This window comes from Arthrobacter jiangjiafuii (assembly GCF_018622995.1).
GTDB classification, from domain to species: domain Bacteria; phylum Actinomycetota; class Actinomycetes; order Actinomycetales; family Micrococcaceae; genus Arthrobacter_B; species Arthrobacter_B jiangjiafuii.
The window spans coordinates 2,977,340-2,997,231 of the sequence record NZ_CP076022.1 but is presented as its reverse complement, the minus strand read 5'-3'; the positions used below and the strand labels follow the sequence as shown (position 1 = coordinate 2,997,231).

Sequence of the window (19,892 nt, the reverse complement as noted above, 5' to 3'; positions counted from 1 at the left end):
CGCACCTGTTCCGCCTAGTCCCGCCCCACCCCCCACGCACAGAAACGAGAACACCATGACAAGCATGCAGGCAGCAGTAGTCAACAAGCTCGGTGAAAAACTCAGTGTGGAAGAGGTGGAAATACCGAAGCCCGGGCCGGGAGAGGTGCTGGTCAAGCTCGTGGCCACCGGGGTCTGCCACACAGACCTGCATGCGGCCGAGGGGGACTGGCCGGTGCAGCCCTCTCCGCCGTTCATCCCAGGGCACGAGGGGGTCGGCGAGATAGTGGCAGTGGGCGACGGCGTGACCGACCTGCAGGTGGGGGACATGGTGGGCAATGCCTGGCTGGCCTCCGCCTGCGGGGTCTGCGAGTACTGCCGCACCGGCTGGGAAACCCTGTGCGAACAGCAGCAGAACGGCGGTTACTCCGTGGACGGCTCCTTCGGCCAGTACATGCTGGTGGATGCGCGCTTCGCCGCGCGCATCCCCGAGGGAGCCGACCCGGCCGACATTGCACCGATCCTCTGCGCCGGCGTCACCGTCTACAAGGGCCTGAAGATGAGCGAGGCCCGGCCGGGCCAATGGGTGGTGATCTCCGGGATCGGCGGGCTGGGGCACATTGCCGTTCAGTACGCCAAGGCGATGGGCCTGCGGGTCGCAGCAGTGGACATTGCGGACGAAAAACTGGAACTGGCCAGGAAATACGGCGCCGAGGTTCTGGTCAACGCCCGCAACGAGGATCCGGTAGAGGCCATCCAGGCCAAGATCGGCGGCTCCCACGCCGTGCTCGTCACGGCAGTGCACCCCGACGCTTTCGGGCAGGCCATCGGCATGGTCCGACGCGGCGGGACCATCGTCTTCAACGGCCTGCCGCCGGGCAATTTCCCGGCGCCGATCTTCGACATTGTGCTCAAGGGGCTGACCATCCGGGGGTCGATCGTCGGCACCCGGCAGGATATGGCCGAAGCGATCGACTTCTATGACCGCGGTTTGATCCATCCGAACGTCACGACCCGCAGCCTGGAAGAGATCAACGACGTATTGGACGAACTCAAGCAGGGCCGTATCGACGGCCGTGTGGTTATCGGGTACTGATGGATTCCCCATCGGAACCGGGTGCTGCCCGGGAGTCCCTGCTGGATGCCGGCGTCACGCAGCCCGGGGAAGCCTTTTCCCGGGTGGCGCTGACGCCGCAGGCGCAGGAGCTGCTGCTGCGCCTGCGTGAGACCCACGGCCCGTTGATGTTCCATCAGTCCGGCGGCTGCTGCGACGGCTCCTCGCCCATGTGCTATCCGGCGGGGGATTTCATCACCTCGGAAGCGGACGTACTGCTGGGGACCTTCGAACTGACAGCGGGGGAGTCCCTGGACTTCTGGATGTCCCGCGAGCAATTCGAGTACTGGAAGCACACCCATCTCACCGTGGATGTCGTGGACGGCAGGGGCAGCGGCTTCTCCGTTGAAGCTCCTGAGGGCAAGCGTTTCCTGATCCGTTCGCGGCTGCTGGAGGTCTGACGTACCTCGCCAGGGCCAAAAAGCGGGAGTGAATCACAACACCCCCGCAGACATAGTAAGGTTGCTGTTTATTCTTCCGCTTCCGGCGGTAGTGTGCATCTCAACGGTATCGAACGGTATTCGCTATGCCCCCTCACCGGGGGGCAGGAATGAGGAAAGCCATGGTTAAGAAGTTCGTATTTCTCGCCGGCATGGGCGTTGGCTACTTGGTTGGATCCAAGGGTGGCCGGGAAAAGCTGATGGAACTGTGGAAGGACCCCAAGGTCCAGGAGACGGTTTCCCACGGCACCGAGTGGGCCAAGGAAAAGGCTCCGGGCCTGCAGGAGAAGGTGTCCGAGGTTGCCTCCACTGCCAAGGACAAGGTGTCGCACTCCTCCGATTCGGGCAAGCCCGCCTCGGGGTCCGGCGGGTCCACCACCGGCGGGTCCACGGGAATGCCCGGGTCATCGGCGGCGTCCACCGGCGGTTCCAGCAGCGGCGCTTCCACCTCCACGAGCAATGGTTCCTTCACTACCGGCGGCCAGCACATTCAGTCCCCGGCCGAGGCCCAGCCCGAATCCAATAAGTAACAGCCACACGTAGCCGCACCGGCTACAGCACAGTATTCCCGGAAGGGGCGTTCCGTCGAACGCCCCTTCCGGCGTTCCTGGACTTTTCCCGTCCGGAGCCAGTCTGGATTCCGGCCGGATTCCGACGCCGCCTCGACCGGGCCCTCCCGTCTCCGTCTCCGTCCCCGTCCGAGGTCTCCGCGGTAGCCGGAACCCTTGCCGCCTCAATCCTTAGTGCAGATGAGTGGCACCTGTGGAATCCACCGTGCAGATCAGGGGCTTTCAAGCTCGTGAAGGGGCCTTTTGGGCCCGCGATCTGCACTAAAGAATCCGCGAAGGCCCGCGATGTGCACTAGGGATCCCCACCGGTACCTTCCAACTCCTCTCCGCCTAGTGAATGTCGGGATCGTGTCCGTCAGCCCCGCCGAGTGTCGGGATCGTGCCGAAACCTGCCGCCCAGTGTCGGGCTGATGCCCATATCGCGGCCCGGAAGCGGCGTGATCCCGACAGTGGGCCGGTGCAAGGGGCGTGATCTCGACAGTGGACCGAGCCGGCACGCGCGGCACAAGCTCAACACTGCATTCCGGGCAATATTGCCTTCCGTGCAAGTTTGCACTTAGTGTAGGGGGCGTGAATCCAGAACCGGCCCCGCCCTCGCGGCGGGAACTCAACAAATCAGCGACCCGGCTGGGCATTGCCCGAGCCACGCTTGAGCTCGTGCGCAGCAACGGTCCGGGAAACTTCACCGCAGACGACGTCGCCGCCCGTGCCGAAGTCTCGCGCCGGACTTTCTTCAACTACTTTCCCAGCATCGAGGCGGCCCTGACCGTTGCCATGGAAGAGTTCCTGGACGGCGTGCTGGGCCACTTTGAATCCCGGCCGGCCGGCGAACCGATTGTGGAGTCGATGCTGCAGGCCCTGAGCCAGCCCGCCGACCCGGACCGGCTGGCCGTCATGGCCGAGCTCTACGGACTGGCAGAGTCGACGCCGGAAATGATGCGCTTCCACCTGGAGGCCTGGGACCGGGCGGAGCGGCAGATCGTCGGGTCCATCATGGCCCGCACCGGAGAACCCGCCGATTCCCTGTACGTCACCTCCCTGGTCGGGTCGGTGCTCTCCTGCGGCCGCAGCGCCCTGGCCGAATGGCTGCGCCGGACCGGCGGCACCATCAACCCCGAAACCCTCCAGCAGCTCGAGGAGCTTTTCGCCGAAGTCATCGGCTACCTCAGGAACGGCTTCAACAACTGACCTGCTTCCCCCTCTGCCCGTAGAAAGAAATCCTCATGGCTTCCCTGCTTTACCGGCTCGGCAAATTCAGCTTCCGCCACCGCTGGTGGTTCCTCAGCTCCTGGCTGGTGGTCCTGCTCGCCGTGGGCGGTGCCTTCGCCGCATTCAGCGCGCCGACCACCAACAACTTCACCATTCCCGGCTCGGAAAGCCAGCGGGTGCTGGATGACCTCCGGGAGAAGAACCCCGATGCCTCCGGTGGATCCGGCACCATCGTTTTTGAAAGTGCCGACGGCGGTGAGTTCACCGCAGCTGAGCGTGAAGCCATTTCGCAGACCGTCGCGGATCTGGGTGCCCTGGACTTCCTGAAATCCGCCACCGATCCCTTCCAATCCCAGCAGCAGCTCGACGGCGCAGCCGGGCAGGCAGAGCAGGGCAAGGCTGAAATTGAGGCCAGCCGGGCGCAGCTGGACGCCGCAAAGGCCCAGCTCGACGGCGCAGCGGCCCAGCTTGAGGCCAGCCGGCAGCAGTCGGCCCTGGCCGAATACCAGGCCGAGCAGCTGGAAGCGACGGGCCAGACTGAGTCCGCGAACGCCATCCGGGCCCAGCTGGCCCAGCTCGACGCCGCGGAAGAGCAGCTGGCCCAGCAGCGCCAGGCCTACGACGACGGCGTCGCCAAGCTGGCCGACGGCGAGAAGCAGCTCGAGCAGGGACAGCGCCTGGCCGAGGCCACCTCGGGGCTGCGCTTTGTCTCCGAAGACGGCAGCGCCGCGTTCACCCGGCTGCAGTTCTCCGAATCCTCGCACGCGGTGACCCCGGAGCAGCGCCAGGAAGTGCAGGACGTCGGCAACGAAGCCGCCGATGCCGGAGTCAACGTCAGCTTCAGCAAGGAGATCGTCGAAGATGTCTCCTCGCTCTTTGGTCCCTCCGAGGTGATTGGCGTGGCGATGGCCGCCGTCGTGCTGATGCTGATGCTCGGCACCCTGGTGGCCGCCGGACTGCCGCTGCTGATGGCCATCGTCGGCGTGGGTGCCGGCGTCGGCATCACCATGGCCCTGACCGGGGTCGTGGAGATGTCCTCGATCTCGCCCATGCTGGCGCTGATGCTCGGCCTGGCCGTGGGCATCGACTATTCACTGTTCATCATCAACCGCCACCGCACGCAGCTGCTGCAGGGCATGGACCTGGAGGAATCGGCCGGCCGCGCCACCGGAACCAGCGGCAACGCCGTGCTGTTCGCCGGGCTGACCGTGGTGATCGCCCTGGCCGCGCTGGCCGTTCCCGGGCTGCCGTTCCTGACGGTCATGGGCCTGGCAGCCGCCGGCACCGTGGCCGTCGCCATCCTGGTGGCCCTCACCCTCACCCCCGCCTTCCTGGGGTTCATTGGCAACCGGATTCTCTCCAAACGCGCCTGGGCCCGGGCCGCCGACGCCGATGCCCGCGCCCTGGCGGCCGCGGCACCGGGAACCGCAGCGAAAGCCGGCCAGGAGAAGTCCCGGCGCTGGGGCCGCCTGGTCACCCGGCACCCGGTCGTGATGCTGGTACTCAGCGTCCTTCTTCTGGGCACCATGGCCGTTCCGGCCATGGACCTGCGGGTGGGGCTGCCCGACGGCGGTTCCGAACCGGTGGACTCCACCGCGTTCCAGGCCTATGACACGCTGGGCGAAAAGTTCGGCGAGGGCATCAACGGGCCGGTCATCGTGGTGGGCTACCTGCCCGAGGGGCTGACCGAAACCGAATCCACCGACCTGCAGCTGGACGTCGTGGATTCCCTGACCGCCATCGAGGACGTCCGCACCGCGGTACCGGCTTCCACCAGTGAAGACGGGACCCTGGTGGTCTTCCAAGTCATCCCCGAGGAAGGACCTGCCGCTGAAAGCACCGAGGAACTGGTCCACACCATCCGGGCCGACGCCGACGAGATCAAGGCGTCCACCGGCGTCGAGGTGGCCATTACCGGCCAGACCGGAATCAACATTGACGTCTCCGACAAGCTGATGGAGGCCATGCCCGTCTACCTGCTGATCGTTGTCGGGCTGTCCCTGATCCTGCTGCTGCTGGTCTTCCGGTCCATCCTCGTGCCGCTGCTGGCGACCGGCGGATTCCTGCTGTCCCTGGCCGCGAGCTTCGGCGCCGTGGTGGCCGTCTACCAGTGGGGCTGGCTGGGCAACATCTTCGACGTCCAGAATCCGGCCGCCGTGCTCAGCTTCCTGCCGATCATCCTGATCGGCGTGCTGTTTGGCCTGGCCATGGATTACCAGATGTTCCTGGTCTCCGGCATGCGCGAGGCGTACGTGCACGGTGAGGATGCCCGGACGGCGGTGCGGACCGGATTCGACCATGCTTCCCGCGTGGTGACCGCAGCAGCCATCATCATGGTCTCGGTGTTCGCAGGGTTCATCTTCTCGCACCTGACCATGGTCCGGCCCATCGGCTTCGCCCTGGCAATCGGCGTGCTGCTGGATGCCTTCGTGATCCGGATGACCTTCATTCCGGCGGCCATGCACCTGCTGGGCAAGTCCGCCTGGTGGATCCCGGCCTGGCTGGAACGCATCCTGCCGGACGTTGATGTGGAAGGCGCCAAGCTGCAGGCTCCCGAGCCGCCGAAGCAGCCGCAGGCCGACGGCGAACTGGCGGAAGCGGTGCGCTAAGGCCCCCAGGCCACGGGGCTCGGCCCGGGCCGGACATCAGCGGATGTTCGGCCCGCGGCGAATATGTCACCGATTTGGGCATAGGAAGCAGGCGGCCCGCCGTCCATCCGTTACGATCGAGGCCGGATCCCGGAAACTAGCTGAAAATTGGAGTGTGAGCTAAGGAAGATGGCAACAGACTACGACGCACCGCGCAAGACCGAAGACGATGGGGCATCCACCGCTTCCCTTGAGGAACTGCAGGCCCAGCGCAGTGTGACCCCGTCCGCCACGGCTGTGGATGTGGACGAAACCGACGCAGCCGAGAACTTCGAGCTTCCCGGCGCAGACCTCTCCGGCGAAGAACTCCTCGTCCGGGTCATCCCGGCCCAAGAAGACGAATTCACCTGCGGATCCTGCTTCCTGGTCCGCCACCGCTCCCAGGTGGCCCTGGAAAAGAACGGCCTGAAGTACTGCTCGGACTGCGAGGGCTGACCCCCGTGCCCGCTCCGGTGACCGGCGTCGTGCTGGCTGCCGGGGCGGGCACCCGCCTGGGCCGAGGGCCCAAGGCCCTTCTGCCCTTTCATGGGCGGCCCCTGATTGAACACATCCTGGCCCAAATGCACGACGGCGGCTGCCGGACGGCCGCTGTGGTGCTCGGCGCCGACGCGGAGCGGGTCAGGCGCAGCGCCGCACTGGGCGGCGCCGTCGTCGTCGTGAACCCGGACTGGGAGTCAGGGATGGCTTCCTCCTTCCGGGCCGGAGTAAATGCGGCAGCGGTCGCGGCGCCCGACGCCGGCTACCTGCTGGTCGCTCTGGGGGACCAACCCGGCATCAGCGCCGCCGTCGTCGCCCGCCTCCTCGACGCCCGGACGCCCGGCCGCGTCACTGCCGCCGGCTACCGCAACCCCGGCTCGGTGCTGGACGCAGGCCCCGGCCCGCTGCGCCGCGGCCATCCGATGCTCTTTGACCTGGAACTGGCCCGGCAGGCTGCCGCCACTGCCCTCGGCGACCAGGGCGCACGGTCCTTCCTCGCCGCGAACGGCCACCTCGTGGACGTTGTCGACTGCTCCGATGCGGGCGACGGCCTCGACGTGGACACGCCGGCCGATCTTCCGCTGCTGGAGCGGCCCTCTTAAGTGATTGGCCGGACAGCCGTTCTTACCGTTAGACTCGGGTATTCGTAGGGGAGTATCCCAAGACTTTGATTTCCGTCAACACGCCGGGCACCGACGCCCTGCCGGATTCAGAGGGCAAGCCGCTTGATTCGCTTGCCGGGAGAGACTTATGTTCCTTTGACGTACCCTACGAAAGCGGACCGCCATGACTGTTTCCCCCTTGATCTGGGGAGTGACGATTGCCGTCATTCTGGCCTTGCTGGCCTTTGATTACTTCTTCCACATCCGCAAGGCCCACATCCCCACCCTGAAGGAAGCGGCCGTCTGGTCCTCCATCTACGTTGGCCTGGCCGTCATATTCGGCGTTATTGTCTTCCTCTTCAGCGGCCCCACCGATGGTGCGGAATACTTCGCGGGCTACATCACGGAGAAAGCCCTCTCCGTCGACAACCTCTTTGTCTTCCTGATCATCATGGCCAGCTTCCGGGTGCCCCGCGAAGACCAGCAGAAGGTGCTGCTGTTCGGCATCGTCTTCGCCCTGATTGCCCGCACCGGGTTCATCTTCCTGGGCGCCGCGCTGATCAACTCCTTCTCCTGGGTCTTCTACATCTTCGGCCTGATCCTGCTCATCACCGCCGGCAACCTGCTCAAGCCCGAAGGCGAGGGCGACGACGATGAGGCCAACAACTTCATCATCCGCCTGGCCAAGAAGGTCCTGCCCACCACGGACCACTACGACGGCGACAAGCTCTTCACCCTGGAAAACGGCAAGAAGGTCCTCACCCCGATGCTGCTGGTCATGGTGGCGATCGGCGGAACAGACCTCCTGTTCGCCCTGGACTCCATTCCGGCCATCTTCGGCCTGACCCAGAGCACCTTCATCGTCTTCACCGCTACCGCGTTCTCCCTGATGGGCCTGCGCCAGCTCTACTTCCTCATCGACGGACTGCTGGACCGCCTCATCTACCTCTCCTACGGCCTGGCCGCGATCCTGGCCTTCATCGGCGTCAAGCTGGTCCTGCACGCGCTGCACGAGAACACCCTCCCGTTCATCAACGGCGGCGAGCACGTTCCGGTGGTGGAGATCAGCACCGGGTTGTCGCTGAGTGTCATCCTCGGCGTCCTGGTGATCACCGTCATCGCCTCCCTGGTCAGCCCTGCCGGCAAGGCAACGGCTGCGGTGAACAACGCACGCCGCCACGCGGCTGCATACCAGGACCTGACCTACACGTCGGACCCGGCGGAACGCGAGCGCGTCTACACCGCCCTCTGCGAGGAGGAGAAGGTCATCTTCACGATGGACAAGAAGTACCGCGACAAGGTCAAGGACATTGAGGCCATCCGTGCCGAGGTGGCCCACGCCCACGAAATGCACGCGAAGTACATCAACTCCTAGTAAGTGCCGGGGCGGAGATCCGCCCGGTGACCACGGCCGGCTGCAGCGCAACGCTGCGGCCGGCCGTGGCGTTTTCCGGAATGTAATGCGCGTTCACCGTCCTGTAACAGGGGCGGGATGCTGCGGAAACAGTGGATTCCTAGGCTCGGTCTGACACGTCGGACCTAAGAGAAGCGCCGGTACCCATGAATCCCTTCCGCCTGAAAAACCGCTCCACCACTGCACGGACCCTGATCGGGACGCTGGCTCTGTCCGCCGTGCTGATGGCCACGGCATGCGGCGGATCCACCGAGCCGGCCGCAGAAGCCGCCGGCGCCGACTACGGAACGCTGGAGCTCAACCTCTCCTGGATCAAGAATGCGGAATTCGCCGGCGAGTACTTTGCCGATGCCAACGGCTACTACACCGAAGCGGGTTTCTCCGAGGTGAACCTGATCGCCGGCGGACCCGGCGGCACCTCGACGGAGAGCATGGTTCTCTCCGGCGGCGCGCTGGTGGGCACGTCCAGCCCGATGGGCGTGGCTCCGGTGATCGCGGAGGAAGACGGCCCGCTGAAGATCATCGGCACGACCTACCAGAAGAACCCCTTTGTCATCATCTCCCTGGCCGGCAATCCGATCACCACCCCGAAGGATCTTTCCGGCAAGCGGATCGGTGTGCAGGCCGGCGTCAACGAGACCCTGTTCGACGCCCTGCTCCAGGTCAACGGCATCGATCCCGGCTCACTGGAGAAGGTGCCCGTCCAATACGACCCGCAGCCGCTGGTCAACGGCGATGTGGACGGCTTCTTCGGCTACCTCACCAACGAGGCCCTCACACTGGAACTGGCGGGACATCAAACAGCCGCGCTGTCCTTCGCCGACAACGGGCTGCCCTTCATTGCCGAGAGCTTCGTGACCTCCGACGAGAACATTGAAACCCGCCGCGAGGAACTCAAGGCCTTCCTGAAAGCCACTCTGCGCGGCTGGAAGGACGCCGTCGGTGACGCGGAAGAGTCAGCCCGGCTCGCCGTCGAGGTCTACGGTGCGGACCTGAACCTGGACCCGGCCAAGGAAATCCGGCAGGCCGAGGAACAGAACTCCAAGCTGGTGGTGTCGGCGGAGACCGAGGCCAACGGACTGCTGAGCATCAGTGACCCGCTGATCAAGGAGAACCTGTCGATCCTGAAGCTGGCCGGCTACGACCTGGCCGCCGAGGACATCTTTGACATGAGCCTGCTGACCGAGGTCTACGAGGAAAACCCGGAGCTGAAGTAGTGCAGGCCCAACGAACCGGCACGGGCATCAGCCTGCAGAACCTGGGCAAGACCTTTGCCTCGGGACGGCAGAAGGTCACGGCGCTGGCGGAAACGAATCTGGAGACAGACCGCGGATCGTTCCTGTCGCTGCTGGGTCCGTCAGGGTGCGGCAAATCGACCGTCCTGCGCATCCTCGCCGGGCTGGAGGAACCCAGCACCGGAGAGGTCCTGGTCGACGGCAAATCCCCCGCGGAGCTGCGGCGCGGCCACGAGCTGGGCATCGCCTTCCAGGACTCGGCGTTGCTCCCCTGGCGGAGTGTGTACACCAACATCCGGCTCCCGCTGGAGGTATCCGGGCTCCCCGTCGATGATGCGTTCATCCGCGAACTCATAACCCTGGTGGGACTGGACGGGTTTGAGAAGGCCCGGCCGGCGCAGCTCTCCGGAGGCATGCGGCAGCGGGTCTCCATTGCGCGGGCGCTGGTGGTCAAGCCCTCTGTGCTGCTGCTGGACGAACCTTTCGGGGCGCTCGACGACATGACCCGCCAGCGGCTCAACCTTGAACTGCTGCGGATCTGGACCGAAAAGCCGGCCACCACGCTGATGGTGACCCATGGGATCTCCGAAGCGGTGTTCCTGTCCGACACGGTGGCCGTCATGAGCCCCCGGCCGGGCCGGATCATCGAAACCATCACGGTGGACCTGCCGCGCCCGCGTACCCCGGACATGATGCGCAGCCCCGAGTTCCATGCCCTGCACGACCACGCTTCGGAACTGCTCTTCGGCGGTTCCGTGCCGGCGGAAGCCCGATGAGGCGGGCGCCGCTCCCGCCCTGGGCAGCAGGCATAATCGGCACCGCGGCGCTGCTGGGCCTGTGGTGGCTGGGTGCCGCGACCTTCCTGCGCGGCATCGGGGCTCCGGCCGACGGCGGTCCCGGCGCCATTCCCACGCCCTGGCAGGTGCTGGTACAGCTGCAGGCCGACGGGTGGGGCTTCTACTGGCGCAACGCTTCGGTGACCCTGGCCGAGGCCGGCGCCGGCTATCTCTGGGGCAACGCCCTGGCCCTGGTCCTTGCTTTCGGCGTGCTGCTGGTTCCCCGGCTGGAACGGCTGGCGACCCAGCTCGCCGTCGTCAGTTATTGCCTGCCCGTCGTGGCGGTGGGGCCGGTGATCTTTATCGTCCTCGGACCGCCGCGATCCGGGGAGCCGTCCGGCACCGCCGTCGCGCTGGCCGCCCTGTCGGTGTTCTTCACGACCATGGTCAGTGCCCTCGCCGGGCTGAAGGCCGCGGACTCATCCAGCCTGGACATCGTTACTGTCTTCGGCGGGCGCCGGATCCACCAGCTACAGAAGGTACGTATCATCGCCGCGCTGCCCGCCATCCTCGCCGCCCTGAAAATCGCTGCCCCCGCCGCCCTGCTCGGAGCGATCCTCGGTGAATACGTGGGGGGAGTGGACCGCGGCCTGGGACCGGCGATGGTCAACGCCCAGCAAACGCTCGAAGTGGCCCGGGTGTGGGGGACGGCCTTTGCCTGCACCGCCCTGGCCGGCGCCGCCTATGCCGTGCTGGGCCTGGTCTCCCGGGTTGCCGCTCCGTGGGCAACCGGTTCCTCCGCTGCCCGGACGGGTGGGCTCTGATGCGCGCCGTGGCCCTGTCCACCGGCAGGCAGCTGTTGTCCCTGGTGGTGTCATTTGCTGTCGTCGGGGTGCTGTGGATCGGGCTGCTGCGGGCCTTCGATGTCTCCTCCTACATCGGCAAGGGCCCCTTTGATGTCTGGACCTATCTGGTGCTGGAGCCAGAGGCGGCGGCCAACCGGGCGCTGGTGCTGGGCCAGCTTGGGCAGACGCTGCTGGACGCAGGGATGGGCTTCTCCGCCGGGATGGCGGCCGCCGTTGCCGCCGCGGGCGTTTTCACGCTTTTCCGCGGCGTGGAACAGGCGCTGATGCCGGTGGCCCTGATCCTGCGGTCCGTTCCCCTGGTGGCGCTGGCTCCAATGATCATCCTGGTCTTCGGACGGCAGGAGGCAGCGGTCGCGGCCATGGGCGGGATCGTGGTGCTGTTTCCGGCGCTGGTCACCATCATCTTCGGGCTCCGGTCGGCGTCACCGGCCATGCTCGACGTCGTCCGGGTCTACGGCGGCAGCCGGTTCGATGCGTTCCGGAAGGTCGCCATGCCGTCCTCGGCGCCGGCGTTCTTCACCGCGCTGCGGGTTTCCATTCCCGGGGCGTTGACCGGTGCCCTGCTGGCCGAGTGGCTGGCCACGGGGCAGGGGCTCGGCTACGGCATCGTCTCGGCGGTGTCCCGTGCCCGCTACGACCAGGTGTGGGCCGGCGTCGTCGTCGTGACGCTCGCCTCGATCCTGCTGTACGCCGTGGTGTCAGCGCTGGAGGCGGCGCTGCAGCGGCGCAACGGGTCCTAGCTCCGCCCCGCGGTCCCCTCCGGCGCAGCACTAAAAGAAGCGGCTCGTACTCGGCATAGCCCCTACAGGTTCTTGCTCAGCTGGCGGCGAAGCCAAGAAGTCCTGGCATCGACGGTCGAGAGAGCCAGGGCGCTGTCCGGCGCGAGGCTGTCAAATCGATGAAACCCCCCGGCCCACATGTGCAGCTCGGCATCGTTGCCGGATTCCCACAGCCTGCCGGCATAGGAGACCGTCTCATCACGGAACACCTCGGCTGTACCGCATTCCAGGAACGTGGGTGGAAGGTTTGACAGGTCCTGCACCCATGCCGGTGATGCGTGTGCGGGAACGCTGCGCACTGCGTGCCCATGACCGAGCAACGCTTCCCAGCCAAAAGCGTTTGCTGCCCGGTCCCACCCGCCGGTTCCATCGAACTGCCTGGCCGAAACCGATGTGTTCCGGTGATCGAGCATGGGGCTGAGCAACAGTTGTCCGTGGATCAGCGGGCCACCGCGATCCCTTGCCATCAAGGCCAAGCTGGCCGTAATCCCGCCCCCGGCGCTCTGCCCGGCCACGAAGATTCTCCTGCTTTCCCCTACCTCATCTTCACTAATCCAGGTCAGTGCAGCGTAGGCGTCTTCCCGGGGGAAGGGATCGGGAAACTCAGGTGCCAGACGGTAGTCAACCGTGACGAGCACGGCGTCAAAGCGATCAACCCAGTCGAGGAACGGCGTTATTCCCGTCCAGCGGTCACCCGCAACCATGCCGCCACCGTGCGTGTGGAAGATGACCGGCCCCGCAGGGCTGGGACTCCCTTGAACGACGGTGAGCGGCACCAGCGCTCCGTCGCCAGCGGGAACAAGCTCCTCACGCGTGCGGTACGGGGCCAGCTCCTCACGGGCAGCGTCTCCTGAGGAGGCAGCCAGTCGCAGGGACTCCAATGAGTCGCGGGTTGGGGTGGAACCGCCGGAATACCTGGACCTAAACAGTGCTGCAATCTCAGCGTCGTAGGGCGGCGGGTACAGGTTCGTTGTCATGGCTTCCTCTGTCTGTGGGCGTGGATGACCGCAGCCGCATGTTCTCGGGCCTGGGCCTGTTGCCGGTCGGCTCCGAAGCGAAGGACTTTCCAGACACCCCTAGCCAAATGTGATTGAACTCACTAGAATCCTAATTCTAGACGATGCAGTCAAGAACTCCCTGCTCGCATACCCCACACATTTAGAGGCCCTGGCAGGCCCGAAGGGAAACAACACAATGACTCTTGCAGTGGTCGCAATGTCCCACGCCCCCTCCTTCGGAAACGTGGACCCCGGCGGAACAGTGTTTGCCGAGATCAACTCGGCCATTGACGATGTCCGGGGCTTCGTGGAGGATTTCGCTCCCGATATCACCATCGCCTTGGGTCCGGACCATTTCAACGGCGTGATGTACGAGATGATGCCTCCGTTCTGCGTCGGCGCCCAGGCCACCGGTGTTGGCGACTGGGGCACTGCCGCAGGGCCGCTGCCGGTCGACGGAGACGCGGCGAGGGAACTGCACAGGCTGATCCTCGAGGACGGCATCGATATTGCCCGCTCTGAGCGCCTGCAGGTTGATCACGGCGTGCTCCAGCCGCTGGAATTTGTCTACGGTCACGGCTTCACGAACCCCTTTGTCCCCATTTTTGTGAACTCGGTGGGCCTGCCCCTGACACCGATGAACCGGGTCCGGCTGTTCGGAGAAGCGGTGGGTCGCGCTGCGGCGAAGCTCGACCGTAAGGTTTTGATCTTTGCCTCAGGCGGGCTGTCCCACAATCCGCCCATCCCGGTATGGGACGGAGCCACGGAAGAGGTCCAGGAGAGGCTGATTCATTCCGAAATGACGCCGGCTCAGCGTGAAGTCCGGGAATCGACCATGCTCGCGAACATCCGCAAGTTCGCAGAGGGCAAGGCAACCACCCAGCCGTTGAACGCTGAATGGGACAACAAGGTTCTTGACGCTTTCCGCAGCGGGGACCTTAGCGTGGTCGATTCCTGGACCAACGAATGGTTCCACTCTGAAGGTGGCAGCGGCGCCCACGAAGTCCGGACGTGGATTGCGGCTTTCAGCGCCCTCGCAACGGCGGGTAGCTACAGCTTTGCAGTGGACGGCTACTGGCCGGTCGAAACCTGGGGCGCCGGTTTCGGCGTGGTGGCAGCCAAGACGGACAGCGCTGCATGAGCCGGGATTTGCCGACACTCTGGCAGGAGATTGGTGACCTGCCGCATCAACTGAGCTACGTCGACGTCGGGTCCTGCCGCACCCGCGTGCTCCGCGTCGGAGAGGGAACGGACACCATCGTTCTGATGGCTGGGACAAGCGGGCACCTGGAAGCGTTCACGCAGAACATCCGCGCGCTGGCCCGGAACTATACCGTTCTCGCCTACGACTATCCCGGACACGGGTTTTCGACGCTGGCTGAGGCTGACCTGGAAATCCCGGACTACGAACAGCACCTGTTGGGACTGCTGGACGCCCTCGGCCTGGACGATGTGCACCTGTGCGGGGAATCGCTGGGTGGGTGGATCGCGCTGAAGTTTGCCCAGAAGCACAGCGAGAGGGTCAAAACCCTGATCCTGAGTGCACCGGGAGGGCAGATCGTTGCCCAATCCGCCATGGGTAAAGCCCGTTCGGTCAGCCGGAATGCCGTGGAAGATCCCACCTTCGCAAACGTGAAAACCAGATTGCAGGTGGTCATCCACGACCCCGAGCTCATCACCGATGAGTTGGTGCACATGCGCCGGGCGGTCTACAGCCGGGAAGGCTTCGCCACCTCCATGGGTCACATCCTGGCCCTGCAGAACCCGGAAATACGGTTCCGCAATCGCGTCACGGTACAGGACTACGCGGCTCTGACCGTACCCACGCTGCTGGTTTGGACGGACCACGAGCCGTCCGGCGGTGTGGAGACCGGCGAGCAGTTTGCTGCAGCGATTCCCGACGGCGAGCTGCTGCTCATCCGCAATGCCGCGCACTGGCCGCAGTGGGAGGACCCGCAGGCCTTCAATGAACGTGCCCTCGATTTCCTCGCCCGAAAGGGGTGACCAGAATGTCCCACACCACAGCTGAGCCCGGCACTATCCAGGCGCTGGCAGATGGACTCTACAAGGCCCGCCGGGGGCTCCGCCCCATCGACTTCATCCGGAACCACCTGGAAGACGGCGACCTCGACGCCGCGTACGCAATTTCCGAACTCAATACCCAGCGCCGCGTACAACAGGACAACGTCCGCCGCGTCGGCCGCAAGGTAGGGCTGACCAACCCCATGGTTCAGGCAAAGGCAGGGGTGGATCAGCCCGATTACGGCATCATCCTGGAGGATATGGTCTTCCAGAGCGGAGTAATTCGTCCACGATCTGTGTTTATCAAGCCCAAGATCGAAGCGGAAATCGCGTTCGTCCTGAAAGAGGACCTGCTCAGTTCCGATCTGGCCACCGTTAAGGCCGCCATCGACTACGTCACCCCGGCCATGGAACTGGTCGACTGCCGCTACCACAACTACGGCATGAGCATCCTTGACACCGTTGCAGACAACGCCGCCTGCGAAGGGGTAGTGCTAGGCAACGTCCGGAAAGGCTACGACGACGTTGATCTGGACGAGGTGGAGATGGTCCTGTACCGCGGTGATGAGGAAGTCACCCGGGGCGTGGGGCGGAACGTACTGAAGGGACCCATCAACGCGATCGCGTGGCTGGCCGAGACCTCCCTGCGGGTAGGCAAGCCCCTCCAGGCCGGCGAGATCCTGCTGTCCGGATCCATCGGCATGATCGTGGACTGGGACACCGACGTGGCCTACAGGGCCGAATACTCCCACGGCTTCGGATCCGTCTCCGCCACCCTCAGCACGAAGGAATCAGCACATGCGTAGAGTCACCCCTGAAATCCGGGCGGAAATCGAACAGCTTGTAACCGAGCACCACTGGTTGCTTGACCACGGCCAGGCAGACCAGCTGCACACCCTGTACGCCGAGGACGCGGTTTCCAGCGGTCCGCTGGGAATTATGGAGGGCCGCGACGCCATCAAGGCGTGGGGTGAGCGCCGCATCACGGTGGATGCCGGGCTGGTGCGCCACTTCTCCGGCGGCACCCGGTTGGCCTTTGTTGACGGCGTGCTGTGCGGCACCACGTACTACATGACCTTCCGGGACAGCCAGCCGGACCCGCTGCATCCGGCCAGCGTGGGCGAGTTCCGGGAGCAGTACGTTCAGGCAGACGGCCGCTGGCTGATTCACCGCCGCGAAATTGCACCCATTTTTGGCGGCGCCAACGCTGCCGCCCATGCACAGCGCCTGGCTGCGGGAGAACGTTCATGAGTTCCACCCGCGTCCCGGCCATCATGCACGTGGCGACGCCTGCGCTTTCCGTCGTGGAAGCAGCACTGGCCGCCGGCTACGACGGCGTCATGATCGATCTGCAGCACGGCGAGATCGGACTGGACCAGGCCTGCACCATGCTTCGTGCCATTCCCCGCGGTAATTCCTATGCCTTCGCGCGTGCCGCCGGACTGGAGCCGGGAGCGATCGGACGGCTCCTGGACAGCGGTGCCCGCGGAATCATTGCACCAACCATTGAAACCGCCCAGCAGGCAGAGCAGCTCGTGGCTGCAACGAAGTATCCACCGCTGGGCCGGCGCAGCCTCGGCCCCAGCAGGCCCGCCCTCTACGACGGTCCTGACTACTGTGTGGCCGGCAACGCCATGGTGGCAACCATAGTGCAGATTGAAACGGCTGCAGGAGTGGAAGCAGCCGCGCAAATCCTTGCTGTTGACGGGGTGGATGCCGTCTATGTCGGCCCCGCCGACCTCGCCGTTTCCTACGGGCTGACCGGACGGGCTGACTGGGCCGAAGGGCCGGTTGCCGACGGAATTCTCCGGGTGGCTGCGGCAGCCCGGGAAGCCGGCGTCCGGTTTGGGCTCTACTGCAGCGACCCCGCTTTTGCAGCGGCGGAAATCCGCCGCGCCGAACTCGACTTTGTGGGGATCGGAATCGACCTGATGTTTGTGGGCAGGCAGGCCCGGGCAACCGTTGCGGCCCTGGCTGCCGCTTTGGAGGAGAAATCATGACGGAACAGGCCGACATCCTGATTATCGGCGCCGGGCCCACCGGGCTCACCCTCGCGAACCTGCTGGGGCAAAACGGCGTTTCAACCCTCCTCATCGAGGCCAGGGACGAACTGATCGACTACCCTCGCGCCGTCGGCATCGACGACGAATCACTGCGGGCTATGCAGGGCCTGGGGCTGGTGGACAAGGTGCTTGAGCACACTGTTCCGGACCAGCAGATCCGGATCGTCAACGGTTCCGGCAAGGTGATTGCCGGCATCAATCCCACCACCCGGGAGTTCGGCTGGCCGCGGCGCAACGGGTTTGTGCAGCCTCTGGTCGATAAGGTGCTGCTCGAAGGGACGCAGCGCTTTGACAGCGTAGACGTTCGGTTCGGAACCGAAGCGGTGGACCTCGTTCAGGACGAAACCGGGGTCACGGTCACCGTCCGGTCACAGGGACGCGAATCCACTATTCGCGCCGCGTACGTCGTCGGCTGCGAGGGTGGACGCTCCTTCACCCGCCAGAAGCTTGGCATCCCCTTCGCCGGTGAAACCCGGCAGCAGCGCGGACTGGTAATCGACGTAGCCAATGATCCTCTGGGGACCCCGCATGCCGTCTTCGGCGGCGATCCCAACCGCGGCTATGCGACCCTGAGCCTGCCCCACGGCATCCGGCGGTGGGAGTTCATGCTCCTGGAGGGTGAAGACGACGCGCTGGTTGAAAGCGATGAATTCCTGCACATGCTTTTGCGGGACCACGTTGCTGATCCGTCCAAGCTGGACATCATCCGCCGGCGGGTCTACGAGCACCATGCACGCGTCGCTGAGCGTTTCCGCGACGGGCGGGTGCTGCTGGCCGGAGACGCCGCCCACGTAATGCCGGTTGTGGCCGGCCAAGGGTGGAACTCCTGTATCCGCGACGCACTCAACCTCGGGTGGAAGCTGACTTCCGTGGTCCGGGGCCATGCGGGTGAACAGCTGCTGGATACGTATGCAGAAGAGCGGAGGGACCACGTCAAAGCCATGGTTGACCTCTCCGTCGGCATGTCGAAAGTTGTGACGAACCGGAGCAAGGTCACCTCAGCAGCCCGGGACGCCGCTGCTGCCGTAGTCGACAGGCTGCCCAAGCTCAAGGCCTACATCTCGGGCCAAGGGTTCAAGCCGATGCCGAAGTACACCAGAGGCGTGGTCCTGACCTCGCCTTGGGCGGTGTCGAAATCCGTGCCCGTAGAGGACGGTGCGGTTCCCGGAGCAGGAATCCTGTTCCCGCAGCCGCGCGTCGACGGTCCCAGCGGAACCGGCATCCTGCTGGATGACGCAGTCCAGGCCGGGTGGAGGGTGTTCGTCTGGAACAACGATCCGGCACAGTTCCTGAGCCAAGATACCCAGGCACATTTGGCGGAGCTGGACGCTTCCCTCGTCCAGCTCGTGCCTTCTGTCCAGCTGAACTGGGCCGCTGCGAACACTTCTCCGGGGGTGAACGTACTGGGAGACCCAAACGGGGTCCTCAAATCATGGTTCCATGCACGTCCGGTCTCCGCCGTCGTGGTCCGGCCCGACCACGTAATCGCCGCCGAATGCCTGGCACAAGACCTGGACCGCACCCTGCAGGCCATCTTCCTCAAGGGGCATTTCCGTACTGTCCGCCAGCCGGTGGCGGTCAGCTAGCCAATACGGCGGCCTAGTGCCCTGAACGAAAACCAATCCCTCAATGAAGAAGGACCACGATGAAAACCAAAACCATGCGGTTGCTTGGAGCAGGCGCGCTTCTCACAATGGCCCTCTCCGGCTGCGCTTCCGGATCCATCTCCGGAGGTGCTGACGACACCGCAGCCGCCGCGTCTTCCGGCAATTCTGAACTCCGCGACGTAACCATCGGGCTGTTCCCGTCTTCAGCAGTGGGAGCAATGCAGCTGGGTATCAACAAGGGGTACTTCGAAGCCGAAGGCATCAATCTGGAGCTTCTGCTGGGCCAGGGCAGCGCAGCCCAGCTGCCCTCGCTGAGCTCCGGCAGCCTCGACTTTATGCTGGCCAGCCCGACAACTCCCCTCATTGCCACGGCTCAGGGCCTGGACCTGAAGATCGTCTCCGGCTACGCGCACAACCGCACCGAGATGGTTGAGGATTCTGTAGCAGTGATGGTGGGCCCGGACTCCGGCATCAAGTCAGCCCGGGACCTGGAAGGCAAAACCGTCTCCATCAACGCGCTCGGCAGCATCGGCGAGATCGGCATCAAGGAAGCGGTAGAGCTCGACGGCGGTGATTCCAGCGCGGTGACCTTCGTGCAGCTGGGCTTCAACGAGGTAGGCGCCCAACTTGAGAGCGGGCAGATCGACGCCGGCATGGCCGGTCCTCCATTCCTGCAGCAGATTGTCGCTGACGGCGGCAGCGTTATCAGCGACTTCATACAGGAAGCCGAACTCGGCGGGGCCGAGCTGGTCATCGCGTCCAGCGGAGCACTCACCCGCGATGATCCGGAGCTGATCGCCAGCTTCGTGGCCGCGCTGGAACAGACCCTCACCTACGCCGAAGAGCACCAGGACGAGGTCCGGGCCCTGCTCCCCGAAGTCCTTGGCACCTCCCCGGAGGCCGCGGAGAAGACTGACTTCATTGCCTGGGATGCAGAACTGGATGTGGATGCTCTCGAACAGTTCGCGATCCTCATGGAGAAGCACGGCGTCGTGGAGAACCTGCCCGATGTTGAATCCACGGTTTGGAGCAAATAGCGCCGAGCTCCTGCTTCTGGCGGAGAAGGTCTGACCTTCTCCGCCAGGCCAATCCTG

General features: G+C 65.0%; 20 protein-coding genes. 19 read left to right on the top strand and 1 reads right to left on the bottom strand.

All coding sequences use genetic code 11. The features are described from left to right. Positions 1-55 precede the first annotated feature (55 nt). The 12 genes from adhP to KKR91_RS14030 all read left to right on the top strand — a co-directional run bounded on the left by adhP (position 56) and on the right by KKR91_RS14030 (position 12,069). Entirely contained in the window at positions 56-1,075 is a 1,020-nt protein-coding gene (adhP, locus tag KKR91_RS14085; protein ID WP_210227847.1) for an alcohol dehydrogenase AdhP, read from the top strand. Next, positions 1,075-1,494 carry a DUF779 domain-containing protein gene (locus KKR91_RS14080; RefSeq protein WP_210227848.1) on the top strand — a complete coding sequence of 140 codons (420 nt, stop codon included), beginning with the start codon at positions 1,075-1,077 and terminating at the stop codon, positions 1,492-1,494. Before adhP ends, KKR91_RS14080 begins: the two co-directional genes overlap by 1 nt. A gap of 161 nt (positions 1,495-1,655) precedes the next feature. Next, positions 1,656-2,063: a hypothetical protein gene (locus tag KKR91_RS14075; protein ID WP_210227850.1), complete on the top strand. Its 408-nt coding sequence runs from the start codon at positions 1,656-1,658 to the stop codon at positions 2,061-2,063. A 609-nt stretch (positions 2,064-2,672) separates the two neighbouring features. Beyond that, a complete protein-coding gene (locus KKR91_RS14070; RefSeq protein WP_210227852.1) occupies positions 2,673-3,290 on the top strand; it encodes a TetR family transcriptional regulator in 618 nt (205 codons plus the stop codon). A gap of 35 nt (positions 3,291-3,325) precedes the next feature. After that, positions 3,326-5,920, top strand: a complete 2,595-nt coding sequence (locus tag KKR91_RS14065) for an MMPL family transporter (protein WP_210227854.1) — start codon at positions 3,326-3,328, stop codon at positions 5,918-5,920. Positions 5,921-6,088: 168 nt separating this feature from the next. Then, complete coding sequence (locus tag KKR91_RS14060; protein WP_210227856.1) at positions 6,089-6,394, top strand: DUF4193 domain-containing protein; 306 nt, start codon at positions 6,089-6,091, stop codon at positions 6,392-6,394. Between the two features lie 5 nt (positions 6,395-6,399). Next, complete coding sequence (locus tag KKR91_RS14055; RefSeq protein WP_237687387.1) at positions 6,400-7,038, top strand: nucleotidyltransferase family protein; 639 nt, start codon at positions 6,400-6,402, stop codon at positions 7,036-7,038. 184 nt (positions 7,039-7,222) lie between these two features. Next, a complete protein-coding gene (locus KKR91_RS14050) occupies positions 7,223-8,413 on the top strand; it encodes a TerC family protein (RefSeq protein ID WP_210227858.1) in 1,191 nt (396 codons plus the stop codon). A 185-nt stretch (positions 8,414-8,598) separates the two neighbouring features. Next, on the top strand, positions 8,599-9,669 hold the full coding sequence (locus KKR91_RS14045; RefSeq protein ID WP_210227860.1) for an ABC transporter substrate-binding protein: 1,071 nt from the start codon (positions 8,599-8,601) through the stop codon (positions 9,667-9,669). Further along, complete coding sequence (locus KKR91_RS14040; RefSeq protein WP_210227862.1) at positions 9,669-10,463, top strand: ABC transporter ATP-binding protein; 795 nt, start codon at positions 9,669-9,671, stop codon at positions 10,461-10,463. Before KKR91_RS14045 ends, KKR91_RS14040 begins: the two co-directional genes overlap by 1 nt. Continuing rightward, positions 10,460-11,287, top strand: a complete 828-nt coding sequence (locus KKR91_RS14035; RefSeq protein WP_210227864.1) for an ABC transporter permease — start codon at positions 10,460-10,462, stop codon at positions 11,285-11,287. The genes KKR91_RS14040 and KKR91_RS14035 overlap by 4 nt, the downstream gene beginning before the upstream one ends. Next, entirely contained in the window at positions 11,287-12,069 is a 783-nt protein-coding gene (locus KKR91_RS14030; RefSeq protein WP_210227866.1) for an ABC transporter permease, read from the top strand. Before KKR91_RS14035 ends, KKR91_RS14030 begins: the two co-directional genes overlap by 1 nt. 62 nt (positions 12,070-12,131) lie before the next feature. On the opposite strand, the gene KKR91_RS14025 is transcribed toward KKR91_RS14030, so the two are convergent. Next, entirely contained in the window at positions 12,132-12,884 is a 753-nt protein-coding gene (locus KKR91_RS14025) for an alpha/beta hydrolase (protein WP_237687386.1), read from the bottom strand. Positions 12,885-13,302: 418 nt separating this feature from the next. Here KKR91_RS14025 and KKR91_RS14020 point away from each other — a divergent pair, with 418 nt between their 5' ends. The 7 genes from KKR91_RS14020 to KKR91_RS13990 are packed head-to-tail and all read left to right on the top strand — an operon-like array spanning position 13,303 to position 19,835. After that, a complete protein-coding gene (locus KKR91_RS14020; protein WP_210227870.1) occupies positions 13,303-14,247 on the top strand; it encodes a 3-carboxyethylcatechol 2,3-dioxygenase in 945 nt (314 codons plus the stop codon). Next, a complete protein-coding gene (locus KKR91_RS14015; RefSeq protein ID WP_210227872.1) occupies positions 14,244-15,110 on the top strand; it encodes an alpha/beta fold hydrolase in 867 nt (288 codons plus the stop codon). Before KKR91_RS14020 ends, KKR91_RS14015 begins: the two co-directional genes overlap by 4 nt. A gap of 5 nt (positions 15,111-15,115) precedes the next feature. Continuing rightward, entirely contained in the window at positions 15,116-15,934 is an 819-nt protein-coding gene (locus tag KKR91_RS14010) for a 2-keto-4-pentenoate hydratase (protein WP_210227874.1), read from the top strand. After that, the gene (locus KKR91_RS14005; RefSeq protein ID WP_210227876.1) at positions 15,927-16,379 is read left to right on the top strand and encodes a nuclear transport factor 2 family protein; all 453 of its coding nucleotides are present in this window, start codon (positions 15,927-15,929) and stop codon (positions 16,377-16,379) included. Before KKR91_RS14010 ends, KKR91_RS14005 begins: the two co-directional genes overlap by 8 nt. After that, positions 16,376-17,128 (top strand): HpcH/HpaI aldolase family protein, encoded by a 753-nt coding sequence (locus KKR91_RS14000; protein WP_210227878.1) that lies wholly within the window; start codon positions 16,376-16,378, stop codon positions 17,126-17,128. The genes KKR91_RS14005 and KKR91_RS14000 overlap by 4 nt, the downstream gene beginning before the upstream one ends. Beyond that, positions 17,125-18,777: a bifunctional 3-(3-hydroxy-phenyl)propionate/3-hydroxycinnamic acid hydroxylase gene (locus KKR91_RS13995; RefSeq protein WP_210227880.1), complete on the top strand. Its 1,653-nt coding sequence runs from the start codon at positions 17,125-17,127 to the stop codon at positions 18,775-18,777. Before KKR91_RS14000 ends, KKR91_RS13995 begins: the two co-directional genes overlap by 4 nt. A gap of 59 nt (positions 18,778-18,836) precedes the next feature. After that, entirely contained in the window at positions 18,837-19,835 is a 999-nt protein-coding gene (locus tag KKR91_RS13990) for an ABC transporter substrate-binding protein (RefSeq protein WP_210227881.1), read from the top strand. Positions 19,836-19,892: the final 57 nt, after the last annotated feature.

Excerpts from the sequence above, each read along its gene's own strand:
- KKR91_RS14020 (WP_210227870.1), top strand. The coding sequence starts at position 13,303 with ATGACTCTTGCAGTGGTCGCAATGTCCCACGCCCCCTCCTTCGGAAAC.
- KKR91_RS14045 (WP_210227860.1), top strand. The coding sequence starts at position 8,599 with ATGAATCCCTTCCGCCTGAAAAACCGCTCCACCACTGCACGGACCCTG.
- adhP (WP_210227847.1), top strand. The coding sequence starts at position 56 with ATGACAAGCATGCAGGCAGCAGTAGTCAACAAGCTCGGTGAAAAACTC.
- KKR91_RS14015 (WP_210227872.1), top strand. The coding sequence starts at position 14,244 with ATGAGCCGGGATTTGCCGACACTCTGGCAGGAGATTGGTGACCTGCCG.
- KKR91_RS14080 (WP_210227848.1), top strand. The coding sequence starts at position 1,075 with ATGGATTCCCCATCGGAACCGGGTGCTGCCCGGGAGTCCCTGCTGGAT.
- KKR91_RS14010 (WP_210227874.1), top strand. The coding sequence starts at position 15,116 with ATGTCCCACACCACAGCTGAGCCCGGCACTATCCAGGCGCTGGCAGAT.
- KKR91_RS13990 (WP_210227881.1), top strand. The coding sequence starts at position 18,837 with ATGAAAACCAAAACCATGCGGTTGCTTGGAGCAGGCGCGCTTCTCACA.
- KKR91_RS14035 (WP_210227864.1), top strand. The coding sequence starts at position 10,460 with ATGAGGCGGGCGCCGCTCCCGCCCTGGGCAGCAGGCATAATCGGCACC.
- KKR91_RS14005 (WP_210227876.1), top strand. The coding sequence starts at position 15,927 with ATGCGTAGAGTCACCCCTGAAATCCGGGCGGAAATCGAACAGCTTGTA.
- KKR91_RS13995 (WP_210227880.1), top strand. The coding sequence starts at position 17,125 with ATGACGGAACAGGCCGACATCCTGATTATCGGCGCCGGGCCCACCGGG.
- KKR91_RS14000 (WP_210227878.1), top strand. The coding sequence starts at position 16,376 with ATGAGTTCCACCCGCGTCCCGGCCATCATGCACGTGGCGACGCCTGCG.
- KKR91_RS14075 (WP_210227850.1), top strand. The coding sequence starts at position 1,656 with ATGGTTAAGAAGTTCGTATTTCTCGCCGGCATGGGCGTTGGCTACTTG.
- KKR91_RS14060 (WP_210227856.1), top strand. The coding sequence starts at position 6,089 with ATGGCAACAGACTACGACGCACCGCGCAAGACCGAAGACGATGGGGCA.
- KKR91_RS14050 (WP_210227858.1), top strand. The coding sequence starts at position 7,223 with ATGACTGTTTCCCCCTTGATCTGGGGAGTGACGATTGCCGTCATTCTG.
- KKR91_RS14030 (WP_210227866.1), top strand. The coding sequence starts at position 11,287 with ATGCGCGCCGTGGCCCTGTCCACCGGCAGGCAGCTGTTGTCCCTGGTG.
- KKR91_RS14065 (WP_210227854.1), top strand. The coding sequence starts at position 3,326 with ATGGCTTCCCTGCTTTACCGGCTCGGCAAATTCAGCTTCCGCCACCGC.